Genomic DNA, 17,271 nt, shown 5'->3' with positions numbered 1-17,271 from the left:
TTTTTCCGCATTACTAACGAGTGCTAAAATTCTTACCTAAAACGAGAAGTCTTGCAGCCGCAAATGTTCCATCAGTTCAACTAAATATCTATCGAGACCCACCAATGATAATTCCTATTTATCGGCTAATTCTGTTAAAGACGTAATTGGTGTTTGAACTGCATCACGTGCACGTTTCACTGCAGCTTCGTCTGGCGCATCATAAAAGCATAAGCATTTCGTCATATCTTCGCATACATATGTGCGAGAGAAATGCACTTCAGGTACTTCTTCGTAAAGCACTGAGTTTTTCTTTTTGCGAGCAAGATACTGATCCATTGTAATTTCCGCTGGAATCTCCCATTCCACTAAGTAGTTAACAACTTCTTGATTTTGTTTCACATCTTCAAGCTCTTTTCCAACAAGACGAACTTCTTTTACTAAATCCGCTTGAATTTTTTGTTCCGTTAAGGCGGCTGTTGCTTGAGTCACTTCATTCGCTTCCACAATAAAGTACGCACGGCTAAAATCTTTTGCAACCTGTACTTCAATTACTGAAACATTTTGCTTTTGACCTACACGCTCTACTAATACTGCAAATTGCTCCTTGTTCGATACATCACTTACTGTTGATTCTACTAAAAATAAACCCATAGTAAATACCTCCGAATAGTTTGTTTTTTCTTTATGTTAGTTATTTTATTATACTCACTTAACAAAAACAACTGAATTTACTAAAAATTATATTTTGTGCTACACTACTGCATGGAGGGAAGTATTATGAAAACACGTTATGACTTACCATGCAATATTGCACAAACATTGAATATTATCGGTGATCGTTGGACTTTGCTCATTGTACATGAGCTACTAATCGGACAAACAAATTTTAATGATATTAAATTAAATTTGCCGGGACTCTCCGCAAACTTATTGTCTGCTCGTTTAAAATCCTTAGAAGATGCAGGGCTTGTGGCATCGACGCTCTATTCTGCTCATCCACCCCGCTATGCCTATTCCTTGACTGAGTCTGGTAAAGCGTTGGAACCCGTATTTAACGCCATGATTTTATGGGGCAGTGAACACTTAGATATTTGCTATAAAGAAATCGTCGATGCCAAGACTGGTGATAAAGTAGAACTAGGTTACTACTCAAAAAATACAGGCGAGCGTAGCGAAGCAATTCAAATACGTGCGATACAAAAAGGAGCTGCCCAATAATTCATTGGAGCAGTTCTTTTTGTACAGACAACAATAATGCAAGTTCATCAATAAAACTTTCAACAGCGCTATTATCATCCCTCTTACAGCTCGTAGAACCATTCGCTAATACCCCTTTACTCAAGTAGCCATTAATTGTAACTAGACTCCTTGACCGCCCCAAATTTTTGCAACCCAGGTCTCAAAATAGCGTATTGCTTTATCTAATAGTAAACCGAGTACACCAATGACAATAATGGCAGCCATTACTAAATCAAGGCTTAGTGAGTTTCTGGCATCGACTATTAAAAAACCAAGTCCTGACTGCGCACCAACCATCTCTCCTGCTACAAGAAAAATCCACGCACTACCTAATGCCATATGTAATCCGTTTACAATCATCGGAAATGCAGCAGGAAAAACAATTTTTCGCAATAAATCAAACTGTGACATTTCAAAATTAGCTGCCACGCATAAATATACAGCATCGACTTTTTTTACGGCTGACACTGTCGATAAGAGTACCGGAAAAAATGCTGCAATAAAAATAATGACTATGGCTGGCATGTTGCCAATTCCAAACCAAAGTACGATGAATGGTGACCAAGCAATTGGTGATACCGGGCGTAACACCTGCACTATTGGATCTATAACAGCCCAAATCTTTAGCCATCTGCCCAAAAACAAGCCTAGAACAACGGCCACGATAACTGCTAACAAATAACCACTAAAAAAACGAAAAAGACTAATTTGAATATGGTCAAAAATAGAGCCATCTTTAATTGTAGCAAGTAATGCAGTAAATACAGCTAACGGAGGAGGAAATAAAGCTGCATCATGTCCTCCAAGGACCGTTACCAGTTGCCATAGACCAACTAACAACACAATGCCAAGCACAATTGGGCCCATTTTGTTTAATTTTCTCATATCCATGCCACCTTATTGTTCCATTAACGTCGCATCTACAAATTCTTCATACGTAGGTGGCTCTTCTGATAAGCCCATCTCCATTAAGGAATCTCTTAAAATTGAATATGCATCTGCTTCGATTTTTAAATTATTGTAAGAAATCCAATTTAACGATAAATCTAGAACTTCTTCATCCACTTTAATGTACTTTGCAACAACATCATGGGCATGTTTATCACTTGTATTCATTTGCTCGCCAGCAGCTGCATAGTCAGTTACGAACTGTTTTGCTATGTCTTTATGTTCCTCAATAAATGCGCTACGAAGGACTAATCCACAGTCAATTGAATCTGGCCAAATATCCTCTGATTGGAATAATACCTTCCCTTTTTCAAGCGCCACAGAAAGAGCACCGAATGGTTCTGCCACTACATATCCTGCGATACGACCTTCCGCTAACGCAGCTGGCATTTCAGCTGGAGGTAATTCAACAACGTCGACATCATCATAATTTAAACCCGTGTCTTGTAGCATGCGGTATAACAAAATATTATGCGTAGAGTATTTATTTGGTATGGCAAAACTTTTCCCTTGTAAATCTTCTACTTTTTCAATATCAGGGGCGCCAACTAAAACATTGCCATCTCGATGCCCGAGAGCTACCGCCTTTAAATCAATTCCTTGCTCCTTTGCTTTCATCGCTAATTGAATAAGGACAGATGCACCATCTATTTTGCCCGTATTTAAAGCATCCATCAGTTCAGGCCATGACCCAAATTTCACAAGCTCAATGGCATAATTTTCGTATTCCTTGTCAGTTTGCATATAAAGTGGAGCTGCATGTGTAATCGGTAAGTAACCGATTTTCACCACTTTTTTATCACCAGCAACTTGAAATTCTGCATTTTCTTCATTTTTTCCACAAGCTACTAATGTAAGTAGTACTGTCAATACAAGTAAGAGTAGACCTAATTTCTTCTTCATGTCTTTTCCTCCGTTTTAAATGTTGTATTCGATGGTGTCTTTGGGATGCGTAAACTGGAATTCATTGAAAATGACTTCACGAAAATGTTGAAATTCCGAATGTGAACGATCCCTTGGTTTTGTACTCCGTATTTGTAATTCACGGTGTATACGCCCAGGATTTGGACTCATTATAAAAATGCGGTCCGCCAAATAAATGGCTTCGTCAATATCATGTGTCACTAATAAAATAGTCGTTTGTTCTTCTTTTTGAATGGCAAGTAACTCATCTTGTAAATAGTAACGTGTAAAAGTATCGAGTGCCGCAAAGGGTTCATCCATCAAAATCACTTCTGGTTGAATCGCTAATGCGCGCGCAATTGCTACGCGCTGTTGCATCCCGCCCGATAACTCCCTTGGTAATGCCGATAACCGACTATCTAAACCAACGAGCTTTAAGTATTGCTGTGCACGTTGTTGACACTCCAGCTTTGTCAAAGTTGTTCCTTCTAGTGCTAATTCAACATTTTTTTGAACTGAGCGCCAAGGAAGTAATCCATAATTTTGCATCAGCATAATACAGCGTTTACTTGCTTTTGTTACAACTTGATTGTCCAAAAATATCTGCCCTGTAGTAGGCTGTTCAAAGCCTCCTACTAAATTCAATAGGGTGCTTTTACCACAACCACTCTTTCCTAAAATGGCAATCACTTCACCTTTTTGTATGTCTAATGATATTTGATTGAGTACAGATTGCTCAGCAAATGTTTTACTTACTTGCTGTATAGAAATTAACGGCGCTGTCATATGTATTCTGCCACCTCTATAATCTTTATAATTTTACTAGGTTTAATATGTTTTAAGTTATTTTATTATACTCAGTTTAAAATTACAACCTAAATTCAATAAAAAATAATTTAATTCGGAAAATTCAATGTAAAAATATAAATAGAAAAAAAGCAAGCTTTCCGTCTATGGATAGAAAGCCTGCTGTGCTTTTTAGAATATGTATTGGATCATTTCATGGATATTGCAATAAGGATTATCACGACTTTTTGTCTTTCGAAGCGCCATCATATCTGCACAATTTTTAATAGCCACCTCGTGCCGCAACGCTATCGGCGCAATGATTGTTTCGTCAGCTTTATGACGAAAATAGCGAGCCACCCCAAGATGCTGTTCCATTTTATCATTCAATACAGCTCTGGGGTATTTTTCCTTTACATCAACTTCTTCAAAATGTAACAGAAGCCACAGTTCAAAAGCTTCGTTTGTATAGGCGATTTGAATATTTTTTTCCTCACAAAACACATTTACTTCCTCTAACTGTTTTTCTGTTAAATCATCCTTATCAAAAACTATCCATACCTCGTCAAAATATTGATAGCTGGAATCTCGAAATGCATGCTGTGCCAGCTTAATGGCAGAGCGCTTAACATTTTTAATTTTGACACTCACCATTTTTGAACGCTTTAAAATACGCAGTTGTTCAAAATAAATGCGCTCTGTTTCACCCTCACAATAAATTAAGATTGTTTTACGCAGTGTTCGATTTCCTTGTTGACGTACTCTCACTGCTCAGATACCTCCAATTCACTTAAATATTGATTTGATAAGTATTCATTAATAACTGGTGTTGCGCCAAACTCTCCCTTTAAATAACGCTTTGCGTACGAAATATCTCCTCGTTTCTTGTGCAAATCGGCAAAATCGAATAAAGAATATAACTCAGATTCATTTTTAAAACTTTTATTGACGAACCAAATTTGATCGGAGCGTAGTGGTTGATCCAATAAGTCAATTTCATGACTCGTCACAACAAATTGATTGTTTTGATTGCGCTTACTATTCATAATAGCCATTAAAAATTCGCAAATTGACACATGAAAAGCCGTATCAAACTCATCGATAAAAATTGTCTTCCCCTTATTGTATGCATCCACTATGACACATGACAAATGTAGCATACGCACAGTTCCCTTTGAATCCATGGTCCAATTAATAGTTTCTGTACCAAGTGGTGTACCTACTTCATCAAACGATAAATAATGTAAATCAATATCAACTTCTTGAATAATATCTGGCGTATCGAAATCATAGCCAATTGTATTTTTTTCTCTGCGCTCTACACGTCTCGCTGTCAAATCTTGAATAGAAAAGTCTGCAATTTTTAGTAACTTCAAGACTTCTCTTTTAAATGGCTCTTCCTCAAGCTTACGGATGAGCGGATGACTCGATAAACGAGAGGCTTCATCTAAAAATAAAATTTTATGTAAAAACCAATCAAAAATTTTCGTTGCATCGGCATCATTAAAAACATTTAAAACGGATAAGAAAGCAGTATTATTGCGTGTATATTTTGTCAGCTCCAGTGATGTGCTTTGCGCGGCTTCATACGAGTAATCCGTACCATCCCACCTTCTAACAAATAACTCTACTTTTTTCGTTTTCGATGTTTTGGTCAGGCGCTCAAAAAGGACCTGTTCAGCATTGTATTGTACTTCATAGTCGTAAAGAGAATCTTCTAATAATAAAGAGATCATAAATTCTGTTGGTGTCCCGGAATAACCACCCAGTTTAAAAGGCTGGTATGGTAAACGAAGCTGTTTGACATTATTTAAGTTTTCAAAGTTGAACAATAGTGAGCGTAGCACTTTAATAGCGGCGAATAAATTGGATTTCCCACTACCATTTGGTCCAAATATAAAGGCACTTTTCACCAGATGTAATGATTCGCCTTGTATGGTATGTGTATCCTTCAATTTTCGAATTCGACTGCCTGCTACCATTGAAAATAATGTTTCATTTTTATAGCTTAAACAATTTTTGACTCTAAATTCCACTAGCATGACATAGCCTCCGTTCAATTCCACAACATTCCTTTAAAATTTAATTATACAGTATACCTAAAAAAAGACATATTACTCTCCATAATATTAATACAATGCAAAATATTGCTTGATAGATTATTTTTATCAACAAAGTGAAATGTTATTTAAAGTTAATAACTCTATCCAGTACAATTACATTTAGTAATAGCCTTAAATTTTCTGTTTGAGGCACAGATTTAAAGGATAAAATAAAAAAATCAGTCATTTTATTATTGGAAGTAGAGGTGTTTTTTGATGAAAACATGGACAAAGGCTATTAACATAAATGCACCCATAGAAAATATTTGGAGATTGCTTGATGGCTCTTTAGCTGATTTGCAAAAGATTATGCCACAAGTAGTTGAAAACAAACCTATGAAAATAACGGAAGAAGTGGTTGGCAGTGTTTATCGTCAAAAATATAAAGAAGGAAAACGCATTGAAGAGTATGATGTTGAAACATTGGAATACACGAATACACCTGAAAAAAAAATACTAAAAGTAGGCTTTACACTCGCTAATATGTTTGAAATTACAGCTTACTATGAATTAACTAAAATAAATGAAACAAAGACTTCTTTTACTTATACTGTAACAAATAATCCGTTAAAATGGTTCGTAAAATTATTTTTATTATTTGCTTCGGACAAGGTAGTTGTCGAGTTTCTAGAACGTGTCAAAAAAGTGGCTGAAGCACAATATTAGTCACTTTTTCACAACTAAAAAAGCATCCACTCCATGATCTGCCCCGTAAATGAAAAAGTATCAAGAAACATTAAAGCAATATAGGATTACACAGAGTATGTCCCGTAAGGGCAATTGTTTGGACAACGCAGTCATCGAAAATTTCTTTGGCTTATTAAAATCTGAGCTCCTGTATCTACAAGAATTTGAATCCATGGCACATTTTGAACAGGAACTACAAGACTATATTCACTATTACAATCACAAACGAATGAAGGCAAAATTAAAAGACCTAAGCCCGGTGGAGTACCGAACTCAGGTCTTAGAAGTTGCTTAACTAAATATGTCTAACTTTTTTGGGGCAGATCAAAGAGTAGATGCTTTAGATTATAGACATTAAAGAAATTTAACTATGTCTAGTGATAGACTAATTCTGCTCCTAACCTGCTATCTATTAGATGCTCTATAAAGTGGAAAACTTCTACTCAATGACGTTAACCTCAACTATTTTTTCACTCTGTAATGCCTGTAATGTTCGCTCGATTCCTTCAGCAAAGGAAATCTTCGGCCTCCAGCCAATTGCTTTCGCCAGTTTTTCATTATTTAAAAAAGAGTGCTCAATATCACCTTCTCTTGAAGGTGCATACTGGATTTCTAATGGATGATTTAAATGCTGTAATAATAAAATAACCTGATGAATAGACCATGCTTCATTAGTCGATACATTATACGTTCCTTTAAGACCAACCTCTACACCTGCATAGATGGCATCTGCTATATCATCAACATAAATGAAATCCCGGGACTGTTCTCCTTCGCCATAAATGGTAAAAGGCTTTCCTTCTATAATGCTTTTTAACATACTCGGAATGACTGCCGCTTCTCCCTGCATGGATTGACTAGGACCAAACACATTGGCAAATCGATATATTAATGTTGGCAAATGATAATCTCGCTGCCACTTCTCACAATATGTTTCGCCAATGCTTTTGTTTAAACCATACATAGAAACAGGTTCACTAATATCATTTTCATCAAGTGGTGGATAGTGACTATCACCATAGACAGCAGCCGATGAGGCAAAAACAAAATGTTTTACCTTATATTTTGACGATAAAAAGAGCATCTGACTAAGCCCTACTATATTCGTTAAAATATCTTTCACTGGCTCATGCATTGAATTTTGGACACTCGTTTGTGCTGCACAGTGGATCACTACGTCAAATGCCACTTCCTTAAAGAAATGTTCACAAACCTCATCCTCGACATTTAATAGATAAGATTTATGCTCAAAATCTATATTTCGCAAATGCCCTGTACTTAAATTATCAATAATATAGATTTTTGCACCTTCCTCAAAGAAACGCCTCGCTACAGCACTGCCAATAAAACCATATCCACCTGTCACTAATACATTCATCCCATCGCCCCCAAAAACAATATGATGTTTTATATGCATAATTCACTAAAAATATGCAAGCAAATTATTTTATGGATTATTTTTACAAACCATAACGATGCTCGATCCACAAAAAAACTGTGCTTCGAGAATCTACTTCTCGAGCACAGCTAAGTCAACAAAATTAAGCAGGATTAACTTCAAGTTCTACTGTTACTTTAATGTCTTTTCCAACAAGTACGCCACCTGTTTCTAAGGCTGCGTTCCAAGTTAAACCAAATTCTTCACGATTGATTGTTGTTTCAGCTTCGAAACCATAAACTTCTTGGCCCCATGGATTTGTACCTTTACCATTAAATTCTGTATCGAATGTTACCGATTTGGTTACATCTTTAATAGTTAAATCGCCAGTAAGGTTATACGTATTATCAGATTTTTTCGTAATGTTAGTAGATTTGAATGTAATTTTTGGGTATTTTTCAGCATCAAAGAAATCTTCTGCTTTTAAGTGATTATCACGATCTTCGCTACGTGTATTGATGCTTGCTACGTCAATACTAAAGCTAATATTTGCAGTCGTTAAATCTGTAAGATCTGCTGCTTCGATATCTGCAGAGTAAGTATCAAATACACCTTTTACTTTAGATACCATCATGTGTTTTACTTGAAAGTTAATTGCTGAATGTCCTAAATCAATGTTCCATTTTGCCATTTGTGAATTCCTCCAATTAAATTGTTTTTATCTCGATTTCGAGATATATGATAAAATATGAAGTAACTACTAATTTTATGTTACCCCGTTACTAAAAAGGGTAAACATGTGCAGTTACTTTAGATGCATTACTTTGATGTCTGATTGTTATTACTAAAAGCATGTGATTACTTTATGTAACTTACTATATATTAATAAATAAATTACGTCAAGTAATTATTTTTATTTTAAAAATTTTTAATGATCCTCGTCTCCTTTGAAATCTGCTCTGTAGGCTATTACGATTATAAAAGGAGTTATCTCAATATATTTAGTTGAGACAACTCCTGTCTGCGCCTAAAGCAAATTGTAATGAAACAATTGTTAGTAGTTCTATAAATAAATAGATGAACATTTTTGCTTTTTTATCGCTTGACAAGCCTTCCTTGCACGACAAAGCGATGATCGTCACTCATTACGGAATCATTACACGTAGACAGCGTAAGAATTTTATCGTCTGGTCCAATATCTATATTCCTATTAATTGTAGAACGTGCTTGAACTTCCGTAATGAATTGTAAGAAGTCCTCATCACTGTTAAATTCAGTTTCAATGTAATAAAAATCAATGGTTGTTTCATATGCTGCAAAAACTTCAACATCATACCCCTCATAAAGTGTGTCCATATAAATCGTAGGATGTGCATCTGCATAATCTTGTTGCAAATAATTTTTCACACTACCAAACATCGTCCCGTTTTTCATCGCATGCCCATACAAAATAGTATTTCGACTCATATCGAGTGCATCATTACGATAATCCATAAAAACACTCCCAGCACGACTTTCACGATTTTTGAAATTATGATTCAAATAAAAATCATTATCGTCCGCTTGTAAAATAGGATTATTAAGTTTTGTATTATCCACAGAAATCCAACCAACAATGCTATCATTTACCGCTAATAGCTCATTAAATTGTGGGCGTATCGTATATTGCGATAGTAAATCTTCTGTCAAAGTTAACGAAACCTCAGCTTGTTTTTCAGTCGTTGACAATGTTTTTTCATAAATACTTTGTACTTCTTTCAATGATTTCGATGTCTCATAATACGTATAAAAATATTTTGTAAGTGCAAAGCCCGAATATAAAAATATTGCTAAATATACAAATGTTAAAAACTTAGATGTCCACTTTTTCATCATTCCACCTACTTAAATCCCTAGGGGCACCATATAAAGACCCAGTTGTTCATCCTCATTAAAGATAGCTTCGACACCATATACTTCTTTTATGACTTCATTTGTAATGACGTCACGCGGCACTCCTTCAGCCACAATATGCCCTGCATTCATCAGTATAATATGATCACTATAGCGAATCGCTTGGTTAATATCATGAAGTACCATGATAATCGTTAAGTCATGCTCTTCGTTTAATGTTTTGACAAGCTCCAATAGTTCGAGTTGATAATAAATATCTAAGTATGTCGTTGGTTCATCTAAACATAAAATTTCTGACTGCTGTGCTAACGCCATCGCAATCCATACACGCTGACGTTCTCCACCTGAGAGCGCCTCTAAATCATTATTACGCTTTTCTAGTAAATTTGTACAAGCAAGTGCCCAGTCAATTGCCTTCGCATCTTCCTCCTGATTACGTTTTAACATTGTATTGTGTGGCAATCGTCCAAAGCTCACTAGTTTTTCTATCGTCAAATCTTTCGGTACATCATTCTGCTGGTAGACAATCGCTAACTTTTTTGCAAATTCTTTTGACTTATAATGCACTAGATCTTTATTTTCTAATGATACATGTCCTGATTTTGGCATGTTGTTACGCGACATTACACTTAATAATGTGGATTTCCCACAACCATTCGGACCGATAATTGTTGTTACTTTCCCCTTTTGAATGGCCGTCGTTACACCATCTAAATGATTTCGCGTATTATCATGCGATACGATAATATCTTGTATTTCCATGGTTCATCACTCTTTTCGTAGTAGGAATATTAAGAATGGTCCTCCGATAATCGCCATAATGGTCGAAGCTGGAATTTCAAGTGGCGCAACAATTGTCCGACCAATCGTATCAGCCACCAAAATTAATAACGCTCCAGCTAATGCGGTAAACGGGATGAGCACCTTATGATCGTACCCCACCAAACGTCGGGCAATATGTGGCACTAACAAGCCAACAAACGAAATAACGCCTGCCACGACAACAGAAATTGCTGATAACAGTACGGCAACAGCTGCGATCAGTAATCGAGCACGTGCAACGTTAAAGCCTAAGCTTTTCGCTGTCTTATCCTGTAATACAAGAAGATTACACCAACTATATAACGTCAACGCAGCAACCAATCCCACTGAGCCGTAAGTGACAATTGTCGAGACATCCTTCCAAGTGCGCATTGTTAGATTCGAACCGATGACACTAGAAGCTGATGTATTTAACGAGCCACCTAAGCTAATAAACGCCTCCGTTAAACCCGTGAACATTGCGTTAATAGCAATCCCCACTAATATCAATTTCAGTGGACTTAAGCCCGACTTCCACGACAAGGCAAAAACAAGCGCACACGCCATGGCACCACCCATAAACGCTAAAACGGGTGTCATGAAAAATAATGCAGGGAAAAATGAAATAATAAATAACTGTACAAATGCTGCACCAGAAGATATCCCAATAACCCCGGCATCAGCCAATGGATTGCGCATGACAGATTGTAAAAGTACACCTGAGACAGAAAGGGCCGCCCCAGCAAACAGCGCAACAATAATGCGAGGGAAGCGTAAATCACGAATCGCCTCCATTTGGCTATTTCCTTTGTCAAATAATGCACCTATAAATTCAAAAAAGCCCATTTTAATACTACCCGTTGTTGCTGCATATACCACTGTCACAAGCAACAACACGATTACAATTGTAAAACTTGCTAATTTTTTTGTCATATCGAGTTTCCTTTTTCTAGTCAAATTCACTATTAAACTTAAATATAAGAAAGACGCTCTATGACAAGGCTTTGCTTGTGATACGAGCGACAATTTCTAGTTGCTATTTAACGATAGAAGATTTCCATAAGCTGCCCTAAAGCTTGTGGTACTTGTAATGAAGCAGTTGTACCGAATAACTCTTCCTCCAAATCATATACTTTGCCATTTTTCACTGCGTCAAAGTGCTTCCAAATATCATTTGTTTTAAATTCTTCGTCAAACATCTTTACAACCTCGTCGGGCATACCGTGAGATAGACGTAAAATAATATCTGGGTTACTATTATGCAGGTATTCTGTATTTGACGATAAATATTCTGCATCCTGTCCCTCCATAACATTGATACCGCCCGCTCGTTTCACAAGATCTCCGGCGTAGGAATTTTCAGTTGCCACTAAATAGCTACCTGGAATACCAAGTAAAATTAATACACGTGGGCCCTCTTTATTGGCCGCTACAGTTTGCACAGCATCAATATTTTTTTGTAAGCCCGTGACTAATTGTTGCGCCTGTGTTGTACGGTCATATTGTTCACCTAGTGAAGAAATTTCACTGAGCATGGCATCTACACTTTGGAAATTCAAAAATTTTACAGGTACATTTAATTGTTTGAATTTATCTTGTAAATCATATTCTAATGTTGAAACTGATAATACCTCTGTTGGATTCAACGATTTTACAATTTCCATATCAGGTTCCATTGCATTACCAATAGTCGGTAAACCATCGAAGCGTGAAGCTAGTGTTTTTTCAGTTTCTGGTACAGCAATCGCATCTAACTCTAACTTGTCTAAAATTTCCGCTATAACAACTGTACCTGCAATAATACGATGCTCACTTTGTTCAGTTGCTTGTGAAGACGTATTCATTTTCTCTGTAGATTCTTCTGTTTTGTCTGGGTCATCGTCATTACTACAGCCAGTAATGACGAAAAGCGTCATGAGCGCCATGAAGAGCATCAGCGCTTTCCAATTTTTTTGCATAAAGTCATCTCCTAGTTATTTCTATTCAGTTGCTTCTTTTTTGAATTTTTGATGCGCCGAACAAGTAACCATCCAGATAACAGACAAATAATGATGAGCAATGCAATTTTCACCTTATCTAGTTGAGCAAGCTGCTGGGTTGTAGTAGTATTCATTTCTACCTTTTCAGTAGCGGTTTCCTCTTTAACCTCAGCTTTTTTTGCTTCTTCTTCAGTATCTTTTTCAGTATTTGCATCAAGTGTACGGTCAAAAGCTAACAGTCCTTCATTTGGTATAAAAGGTGTAGGTTGGCCTAATGAAGGTGCTAGTTGGGGTGATACCATCACAGGCTCAGCTGTCAATTCCCCTGGTTTATGCCCTTTCGCAATGACGGGAGGCTTCACAGTGATTACCTGCTCAGGAGATTGCTCTTCCGAAGGTTTATGTAAAAACTTTGCAACCTGTTGTTGATCGAGTTCTAGATTAACAAAATACTGATGGTGATAATCAAGTTCTGGTATATCAACCTTTACCCACATTCGTAGAGGCTGTTTTAAATCTTCCATTTCAAATTCAATAATTCGTAAATTATCTATCAAGGAAATAAGCTTAGGTTCCACTTGCTCCCCCTGCTGCTCCACCGTTAGACCTGTTACCCAAGCCGATTTTAAAATCGACATCTGCGCAAAGACTTTTTCTTCCTTTTCGATCATCTTTGCCACTGGATTTACATATGTATTCATCATCGAGGGTTCTCTTTTTCCATCAACTAACAGTACATAGTTCATTGTCCATTCTTTGCCAACTATAACATTTGTAGTAGTGTTCTCCTCAATTGGGTTCTCGACGATAGACTCTTCACGTTGCGTCTCTATTGCTTTAAGAGTTGCTTCTTGTATTAGGAGCTCTTGTGTAAAAGTACGATTATCCTCTTCCAATGGAACTGCCATTAAACCCCTAACAATAATGGGTTGTATTAAATCTATTACATCAAACTGAACTAAATTTTCAGTACTCTTTAAATTGAACGGAAGCGTTTTTTCGTTTTGTGCTATTTGTAAATTTGTCAGGCTATTTTCATTTTCTATCGCCAAAGACAATGTATAGTGCCCATTGTCCACAAAAAGTGTTGCTTCTTTACCAAAAAAACGACTTTGTTCCACTCCACCAATGGATGGAAAACTTAGTTCAACTTGATATGTTCCATTTTCTATAGAACTTTCTTCAGCTTGTACATGCATCCAAATAAATTGTGGGAGAAAAGCTATAAAAATAGCACCGAACACTAATAACAAAAAGTTTGTTCTATTTATTTTCAACATGGAAATTCCCCCATTTTTCTTTAGAAGCAACAGTAACTTCCTTCCTCAATGAAGTGAGAAAGGAAGTTTCTGTTTTAATGCTTATTTTTACTCTTCAAATTCATAGAAGAAATCTAATGAATTATTTAGTATTTTCGCCATTTGACCACGTGTTAATGGTTTGTTTGCATGGATGTAAGTTTTACCATCTTTACCTACAGAACCAGTCATAATGCCTTCTTTGTATAATAACGTGAACGCTTCTTTCGCTTCATCATTAGCAATTGTTGATACGTCTGCATATGGCAATGTACCTTCAACTTTTAACTCGCCTTCAATAGCTTGAATTGCGCGGTAGATCATTAAAGCGCCTTGTTGACGTGTTAATGTGCCATTTGGATTGAATTTATCACGTGTTTCAACAATGCCATATTCAGCAAGGGCATTAATTGCATTTTCTGCTTCAATACCTTTAATATCTTGGAAGCCAGCAACTTCAGTAGCTTCTAGTTCTAATGTACGTGCAATCATTAATGCAAATTGCGCACGAGTTAAACTATTGTTCGGATTAAATTTATCTTGCGCTACGATAATGTCATAAGCAAGTAAGTTTAAGATTGCATCTTTGTTTTCATTGTTGTCGATATCTTTGAATGGATTATCGACAGTCGTTTCTTCTGTTACAGGTTGGTCAAAATTTACGTCAAATTTAAATTGAACTTTGTGAACTGAATCATATTTCACACCAGCTTCATTTACAATAATATGAATTTCTGCTGTTGTAAGTGCTTTAATATCTTTTACTTCAAACAAGTAAAGGCGCTCATCTGTACCTGTTTCTTCCTCGTCTAATTCAGCGTCCTGACCATCAACTTTAAATGATTGAACATATTGTCCTTTAGGGAAAAACATACCTACAACATATGTGCCGTCTGCTTTAGCAACAGCTATTGTTGAATCAATGTAGTTTTTCATCATTGACTCTTCTTTCGTACCATCTTTATAAACAGTTACTGTTCCTTCATATACGTCTACGTCTTCATCTGTCACTTCTGTTTTTTCAGTAGTTTCAGTTGCTTCTTTATCTGTAACCACTTCAGTTGTTTCTTCTTTCTTTTCTTCTACCACTTCAGCAGTTGTTGTTTCTTTATTTTCAACTGCTTTCAAATCAAAGTCATACCATGTATCCATTTTACCATTAGGTGTATCTGCAACTACATGAATTTTTGCTGATAGTACTTCACCAGCTACAACTGGAAAACTGTATGTAATTGTGCCATCTGCATTTTTCACTTCTGTAGCATCTGCATACTTATCGCCTTGTTTTGTTTGTAAGCCTGCAATCATCGGTGCAGATTTCGCTGTTACTGTTAATTTCGCCTCGAATTTCCCATTTTTCTCAACCATTGTACCTTGCGTTACAAGATGAGAGCTAATAGCAGGCTGTGCTTCTGTTGTACCAGGTTTAAAGATTTGGAAATTTACTGTAGTATCAGCTTTCTCTGATTTAGTAGTTTCTGCTTTTACTTCAGTATTTGTAGTTGTTACATCAGCTACTTGTGCAGATGCAAAAGATGGTACTGAAAGTGATGCAGCTAGTAGTGAAGCTAGTACGATTTTTGTTGCGCGTGATTGACGTTTTTTAGCCATTATAAATCCTCCGATTTTGTTTGTAGTTTATTTCTATAAAGTAAAAATGCTGATCCTACTAAAGCAACGATTACTAAATACGGCGTTGAATCGCTTGTTTGAGGATTAGACACTTGACTTTCGGAAGTAGTTGGCGTTTTAGTATTTTGTGCTGTCGTTGCAGTTGTACTGCCTGTTGACGCGACTTCGAATACTAAAGAGACGCTATATTCATGGTGATAATTAATATCATCGATATCAATTTTCATAGATGTAACAACTGGTTTTGTTAAATCTTTTACTGTGAATTGTACAACACGAGTGTCAGCTGATTTATCTTCGCTAACAACTGAAGCACCACCAGGTGGTTGAAATTTTGTAATCCAAGCACTATTTTTCAATGTAATTTGTACAGTAGCTGTGCCGTTTTTCACAGTCACCTTTGCAGGTTTTACGAAATAATCATTCGCAATTGACGCCGAACTACTATCTGGTTTATTCACCTGATATTTTACAGAATGTGTGCCATCAGCTAGTTGAGCAGATGCTTGAGGTAAAGCTATATTCAATACAAACATACTAACTAGCACGACCAACATCATTATTTTCTTCATGTGTTGCATGCCTCCTCAATAATAATGGAAAATTTTTATTTATTTTCCATCAATCATTATAATTGAAATAAATAATATTCACAATGTTTTCCATGAAAGCATTTTCACGCAAACGAAAACTATTCTCAATTACAATTGTTATTTCCAAGAATAATCGCTAATCCCAGTGTATGTCAACCACTAAACCAAAATCGTCCTTAATATGTCAAAATTTCCTCCAACAAAAAAAAGGAGCATAACAAAATAGTCTCTGTATGCTCTCCTTTTTATGTAAATACCATTAATCTAAGGGCTATGTACATAAATCAATTCTATCCTGAATTTTACATGGAGTTTATTGCATCATGTACATTTACGGTAATACATTTAACTAATACAACGAAATAACTTCATGTCACTTAACTAAATGAGTACAAGTCTATATAGCAAATATCTCAAATACACCAATTATAATTAATAGCCATCCGGAAATGGCTGTAGAATATTTTCCGATAAAAGTTTTTGTTAGTAAGGCGCCAAAATGGCTACCAATCGCCACCGATAAAAATGAAAAAGTACCAATAGAGAGTACAGTCCATATAGCCGAAATACCATTCGCTCCAATTGCAATACCGCCTGCTAAACAATTTGCTGATAAGACGAAACCTAGTGTAATGGCTTCCCTAAATGAAATAACATAATTTTTATCCTCATCAAATAATTCAGCATTGCTCATTATTCCCTTTCTAGAGAAACGATTAGACATTATCGTCCATACCCCAATAACACATAACAAAAGACTTCCCAAAAGATTTGCTGTATGTGCTGAGATATACGCAATCACTGTACTCCCTGCAGTCACTGCAACATATGTAACTATCATTGACATAATGGCAATAACTGCGTTTGAAAGGACAGGAATTCTCATATTTTTAACACCGTAAGCAAGACCAATGCCTAAATTATCTAGATTTGCAGCGATACCAATAAGAATGATGGTGATCCAATGCATTTTTAACCTCCTCAAATGTGATTTGCCATCTTTCACATATAATATGAGTTAAAAAATATTTTGTTCAAGTACTATCCTTT

General features: G+C 36.2%; 18 protein-coding genes and 1 pseudogene. 3 read left to right on the top strand and 16 right to left on the bottom strand.

Going from position 1 to position 17,271, the window contains the following annotated elements; all coding sequences use genetic code 11:
- Positions 1–114: 114 nt before the first annotated feature.
- A complete protein-coding gene (locus C9J31_RS04255; protein ID WP_107923279.1) occupies positions 115–633 on the bottom strand; it encodes a DUF4242 domain-containing protein in 519 nt (172 codons plus the stop codon).
- Positions 634–759: 126 nt separating this feature from the next.
- Between C9J31_RS04255 and C9J31_RS04250 the strand changes: the two genes are divergently transcribed.
- Positions 760–1,200 carry a winged helix-turn-helix transcriptional regulator gene (locus C9J31_RS04250; protein WP_054767055.1) on the top strand — a complete coding sequence of 147 codons (441 nt, stop codon included), beginning with the start codon at positions 760–762 and terminating at the stop codon, positions 1,198–1,200.
- Positions 1,201–1,341: 141 nt separating this feature from the next.
- Here the strand turns inward: C9J31_RS04250 and C9J31_RS04245 are convergent, their stop codons facing one another.
- The 5 genes from C9J31_RS04245 to C9J31_RS04225 all read right to left on the bottom strand — a co-directional run bounded on the left by C9J31_RS04245 (position 1,342) and on the right by C9J31_RS04225 (position 5,900).
- On the bottom strand, positions 1,342–2,106 hold the full coding sequence (locus C9J31_RS04245; protein ID WP_107947253.1) for an ABC transporter permease: 765 nt from the start codon (positions 2,104–2,106) through the stop codon (positions 1,342–1,344).
- A gap of 12 nt (positions 2,107–2,118) precedes the next feature.
- On the bottom strand, positions 2,119–3,072 hold the full coding sequence (locus C9J31_RS04240; RefSeq protein WP_107947254.1) for an ABC transporter substrate-binding protein: 954 nt from the start codon (positions 3,070–3,072) through the stop codon (positions 2,119–2,121).
- 15 nt (positions 3,073–3,087) lie between these two features.
- A complete protein-coding gene (locus tag C9J31_RS04235) occupies positions 3,088–3,858 on the bottom strand; it encodes an ABC transporter ATP-binding protein (protein ID WP_107947256.1) in 771 nt (256 codons plus the stop codon).
- Positions 3,859–4,050: 192 nt separating this feature from the next.
- A complete protein-coding gene (locus C9J31_RS04230) occupies positions 4,051–4,626 on the bottom strand; it encodes an RloB family protein (protein ID WP_107923283.1) in 576 nt (191 codons plus the stop codon).
- Positions 4,623–5,900 carry an AAA family ATPase gene (locus tag C9J31_RS04225; RefSeq protein WP_107947258.1) on the bottom strand — a complete coding sequence of 426 codons (1,278 nt, stop codon included), beginning with the start codon at positions 5,898–5,900 and terminating at the stop codon, positions 4,623–4,625. Before C9J31_RS04225 ends, C9J31_RS04230 begins: the two co-directional genes overlap by 4 nt.
- A gap of 276 nt (positions 5,901–6,176) precedes the next feature.
- On the opposite strand from C9J31_RS04225, the gene C9J31_RS04220 reads away from it, so the two are divergent.
- Together C9J31_RS04220 and C9J31_RS04215 are read left to right on the top strand one after the other, a co-directional pair.
- Positions 6,177–6,626, top strand: a complete 450-nt coding sequence (locus tag C9J31_RS04220) for an SRPBCC family protein (RefSeq protein ID WP_107947259.1) — start codon at positions 6,177–6,179, stop codon at positions 6,624–6,626.
- A 49-nt stretch (positions 6,627–6,675) separates the two neighbouring features.
- Positions 6,676–6,942 (top strand): annotated as a pseudogene (locus tag C9J31_RS04215) (transposase); the annotation flags it as partial.
- A 144-nt stretch (positions 6,943–7,086) separates the two neighbouring features.
- Here the strand turns inward: C9J31_RS04215 and C9J31_RS04210 are convergent.
- The 10 genes from C9J31_RS04210 to C9J31_RS04165 all read right to left on the bottom strand — a co-directional run bounded on the left by C9J31_RS04210 (position 7,087) and on the right by C9J31_RS04165 (position 17,191).
- Positions 7,087–8,025, bottom strand: coding sequence for an NAD-dependent epimerase/dehydratase family protein (locus C9J31_RS04210; protein ID WP_107947261.1), 939 nt, complete (start codon positions 8,023–8,025; stop codon positions 7,087–7,089).
- 163 nt (positions 8,026–8,188) lie between these two features.
- Complete coding sequence (locus C9J31_RS04205; RefSeq protein ID WP_107926244.1) at positions 8,189–8,716, bottom strand: YceI family protein; 528 nt, start codon at positions 8,714–8,716, stop codon at positions 8,189–8,191.
- A gap of 404 nt (positions 8,717–9,120) precedes the next feature.
- Positions 9,121–9,900, bottom strand: a complete 780-nt coding sequence (gene srtB, locus C9J31_RS04200; protein WP_244854877.1) for a class B sortase — start codon at positions 9,898–9,900, stop codon at positions 9,121–9,123.
- A gap of 9 nt (positions 9,901–9,909) precedes the next feature.
- Positions 9,910–10,680: an ABC transporter ATP-binding protein gene (locus tag C9J31_RS04195; RefSeq protein WP_107947264.1), complete on the bottom strand. Its 771-nt coding sequence runs from the start codon at positions 10,678–10,680 to the stop codon at positions 9,910–9,912.
- Positions 10,681–10,686: 6 nt separating this feature from the next.
- Complete coding sequence (locus C9J31_RS04190; RefSeq protein ID WP_107947266.1) at positions 10,687–11,652, bottom strand: FecCD family ABC transporter permease; 966 nt, start codon at positions 11,650–11,652, stop codon at positions 10,687–10,689.
- Positions 11,653–11,759: 107 nt separating this feature from the next.
- Complete coding sequence (gene isdE / locus C9J31_RS04185; RefSeq protein WP_193766961.1) at positions 11,760–12,677, bottom strand: heme ABC transporter substrate-binding protein IsdE; 918 nt, start codon at positions 12,675–12,677, stop codon at positions 11,760–11,762.
- Positions 12,678–12,688: 11 nt separating this feature from the next.
- A complete protein-coding gene (locus C9J31_RS04180) occupies positions 12,689–13,978 on the bottom strand; it encodes an NEAT domain-containing protein (RefSeq protein ID WP_107947268.1) in 1,290 nt (429 codons plus the stop codon).
- Positions 13,979–14,065: 87 nt separating this feature from the next.
- Positions 14,066–15,607, bottom strand: coding sequence for an NEAT domain-containing protein (locus C9J31_RS04175; protein WP_107947270.1), 1,542 nt, complete (start codon positions 15,605–15,607; stop codon positions 14,066–14,068).
- The gene (gene isdC / locus C9J31_RS04170) at positions 15,607–16,200 is read right to left on the bottom strand and encodes a heme uptake protein IsdC (RefSeq protein ID WP_238601988.1); all 594 of its coding nucleotides are present in this window, start codon (positions 16,198–16,200) and stop codon (positions 15,607–15,609) included. The genes C9J31_RS04175 and isdC overlap by 1 nt, the downstream gene beginning before the upstream one ends.
- Before the next feature lie 418 nt (positions 16,201–16,618).
- Positions 16,619–17,191 carry a manganese efflux pump gene (locus C9J31_RS04165; RefSeq protein ID WP_107947274.1) on the bottom strand — a complete coding sequence of 191 codons (573 nt, stop codon included), beginning with the start codon at positions 17,189–17,191 and terminating at the stop codon, positions 16,619–16,621.
- Positions 17,192–17,271: the final 80 nt, after the last annotated feature.

The organism is Lysinibacillus parviboronicapiens, from assembly GCF_003049605.2.
Taxonomy (GTDB): domain Bacteria; phylum Bacillota; class Bacilli; order Bacillales_A; family Planococcaceae; genus Lysinibacillus; species Lysinibacillus parviboronicapiens.
Note: the sequence above shows the minus strand (reverse complement) of the source record. Positions and strands in the feature narration are given on the sequence as shown.

Excerpts from the sequence above, each read along its gene's own strand:
- C9J31_RS04255 (WP_107923279.1), bottom strand. The coding sequence starts at position 633 with ATGGGTTTATTTTTAGTAGAATCAACAGTAAGTGATGTATCGAACAAG.
- C9J31_RS04250 (WP_054767055.1), top strand. The coding sequence starts at position 760 with ATGAAAACACGTTATGACTTACCATGCAATATTGCACAAACATTGAAT.
- C9J31_RS04245 (WP_107947253.1), bottom strand. The coding sequence starts at position 2,106 with ATGAGAAAATTAAACAAAATGGGCCCAATTGTGCTTGGCATTGTGTTG.
- C9J31_RS04240 (WP_107947254.1), bottom strand. The coding sequence starts at position 3,072 with ATGAAGAAGAAATTAGGTCTACTCTTACTTGTATTGACAGTACTACTT.
- C9J31_RS04235 (WP_107947256.1), bottom strand. The coding sequence starts at position 3,858 with ATGACAGCGCCGTTAATTTCTATACAGCAAGTAAGTAAAACATTTGCT.
- C9J31_RS04225 (WP_107947258.1), bottom strand. The coding sequence starts at position 5,900 with ATGCTAGTGGAATTTAGAGTCAAAAATTGTTTAAGCTATAAAAATGAA.
- C9J31_RS04220 (WP_107947259.1), top strand. The coding sequence starts at position 6,177 with ATGAAAACATGGACAAAGGCTATTAACATAAATGCACCCATAGAAAAT.
- C9J31_RS04210 (WP_107947261.1), bottom strand. The coding sequence starts at position 8,025 with ATGAATGTATTAGTGACAGGTGGATATGGTTTTATTGGCAGTGCTGTA.
- C9J31_RS04205 (WP_107926244.1), bottom strand. The coding sequence starts at position 8,716 with ATGGCAAAATGGAACATTGATTTAGGACATTCAGCAATTAACTTTCAA.
- srtB (WP_244854877.1), bottom strand. The coding sequence starts at position 9,900 with ATGATGAAAAAGTGGACATCTAAGTTTTTAACATTTGTATATTTAGCA.
- C9J31_RS04195 (WP_107947264.1), bottom strand. The coding sequence starts at position 10,680 with ATGGAAATACAAGATATTATCGTATCGCATGATAATACGCGAAATCAT.
- C9J31_RS04190 (WP_107947266.1), bottom strand. The coding sequence starts at position 11,652 with ATGACAAAAAAATTAGCAAGTTTTACAATTGTAATCGTGTTGTTGCTT.
- isdE (WP_193766961.1), bottom strand. The coding sequence starts at position 12,677 with ATGCAAAAAAATTGGAAAGCGCTGATGCTCTTCATGGCGCTCATGACG.
- C9J31_RS04180 (WP_107947268.1), bottom strand. The coding sequence starts at position 13,978 with ATGTTGAAAATAAATAGAACAAACTTTTTGTTATTAGTGTTCGGTGCT.
- C9J31_RS04175 (WP_107947270.1), bottom strand. The coding sequence starts at position 15,607 with ATGGCTAAAAAACGTCAATCACGCGCAACAAAAATCGTACTAGCTTCA.
- isdC (WP_238601988.1), bottom strand. The coding sequence starts at position 16,200 with ATGAAGAAAATAATGATGTTGGTCGTGCTAGTTAGTATGTTTGTATTG.
- C9J31_RS04165 (WP_107947274.1), bottom strand. The coding sequence starts at position 17,191 with ATGCATTGGATCACCATCATTCTTATTGGTATCGCTGCAAATCTAGAT.